General features: G+C 45.1%; 1 protein-coding gene. It reads right to left on the bottom strand.

Annotated features, from left to right (window positions below):
- Positions 1 to 2088: 2-oxoacid:acceptor oxidoreductase family protein (locus LC574_RS37275; protein WP_229458647.1), on the bottom strand; the 2088-nt coding region annotated here is incomplete at both ends.

Below are 2088 nucleotides of genomic sequence, written 5' to 3'. Positions count from 1 at the left end.
CACCAGTTGCCCGAAAATTTACAAGAGTTCAAAAACAGTGGACTTAGAGTGTCGGTCAGCCTGATGGATATTGGGCATGGGGCATGGGGCATGGGGCATAGGGCATAGGAGTGGTAATTTTCTTTTTCTAACAGTTCATCTAGTTTTTGTTTCAACAGCGCTACCCGTTCTCGTTGTTCCCAAATATCAGCCTCAGTGTTTTGTTTGGCATTGAGAATAGACTGTATCAACTCGTGAGGTATTCCCAATTCCCCATGCCCTATGCCCCATGCCCCACTCCCCAATTTTTGCAACAATTCTGCCGCAAACTCAGCTTGTTTGTCGAGAGAAAGACGGAAGCCATAACCGAATTCGGCGTTATCTTCAAATAAATTATTAGACCACGCGGGGCCGCGTCCTTGGGCGTTGGTTGTCCAAGGTGTTGTGGGGAGATTACCACCATAAATTGAGGAACAACCTGTAGCATTGGCGATGATGGCGCGATCGCCAAACAATTGTGTTAATAATTTCAAGTAAGGTGTTTCACCACAACCTGCACAAGCACCAGAAAATTCAAATAAAGGTTCTTGCAGTTGTTGTTGGCGAATCTGGTTTAATTTTAGCGATCGCCTGTCAGGATTAGGTAAACTCAAAAAGAAATCCCAGTTTTTACGCTCTTGTTCTCGCAATGGCAACTGCTGTGCCATGTTAATCGCTTTCCGCAATGGCTCAGATTTATCTTTAGCAGGGCAAATATTTACACAAATAGTGCATCCTGTGCAATCTTCTGGGGCAACTTGAATGGTAAATTGTTGATTGGCAAAGTCTTTATCTTTTGCACCAGTTGATTTGAAGGTTCCTGGTGCATTGACTAACTCATCCGCTTGATAAGCCTTTGCCCGGATGGCACTGTGAGGACAAACCATCACGCACTTACCACATTGAACGCAGACATCCGGCTCCCATACAGGTATCTCTTCGGCAACGTTACGTTTTTCCCACTTAGCAGTACCTACGGGAAAGGTGCCATCGACAGGTAGTGTGCTAACAGGTAAATCATCACCTTCCCACACCATGATTTTGCTTAGAACTTCTTGGACAAATTTGGGAGCGGAGAGAGACGCGATTAATCGCGTCTGTACAAATTTGGGAGAGATGCGATTAATCGCGTCTGTATTGGGGATTGTTTGTGGGACATCTATTTTATGCAAGTTGTCTAAGGTGTTGTCTACAGCTTGCAAGTTCATGCGGACAACTTCTGCACCTTTTTTACCGTAAGTTTTGTCAATTGCTTGCTTGATTTTAGCGATCGCTTCTTCTTGTGGCAAGACACCCGCTAAGGCAAAGAAGCATACCTGCATAATAGTGTTAATTCTGCCACCCATGCCACTTTCGCGGGCAACCTGGCTAGCATTAATCACGTATAACTTCAAATGCTTTTCGATAATTTGCTGCTGCACCTTCATCGGCAGATATTCCCAGACGATATCTGCATCATAAGGACTGTTAAGCAGCAAAGTTGCCCCAGGAATAGCAGCCTTTAAAACATCTATGCGTTCCAGAAATCCCCAATGATGACAACCAATAAAGTTAGCTTGGTCAATTAAGTAGGTAGAACGAATTGGTTCTTTCCCGAAGCGTAAGTGAGAGACGGTCATCGAGCCAGATTTTTTGGAATCATAGACAAAGTAGCCTTGGGCGTAATTGTCGGTTTCTTCACCAATAATCTTGATGGAGTTTTTGTTAGCCCCAACTGTACCATCAGCACCCAACCCATAGAACATTGCCCTAACAACGTTATCCGATTCTGTAGAAAAGTTAGGGTCAAAGCTCAAAGAAGTATGACTAACGTCGTCATTAATACCGATAGTAAAGTGATTTTTCGGTTTAGCTTGAGCAAGGTTGTCAAAAATGCCCTTCACCATCGCCGGAGTAAATTCTTTAGATGAAAGACCGTAACGACCACCAATAATTTTGGGGGATGAGGGGGATGAGGGGGATGAGGGGGATGAGGGGGATGAGGGGGATGAGGGGGATGAGGGGGATGAGGGGGATGAGGGGGATGAGGGGGATGAGGGGGATGAGGAGGAATTTACTTTCCTATCTCCC

The sequence above is a fragment of the Nostoc sp. CHAB 5715 genome, assembly GCF_020829685.1.
GTDB lineage: Bacteria > Cyanobacteriota > Cyanobacteriia > Cyanobacteriales > Nostocaceae > Nostoc.
The sequence above is the reverse complement of the archived record's forward strand: the minus strand, read 5'-3'. Positions and strand labels throughout refer to the sequence as shown.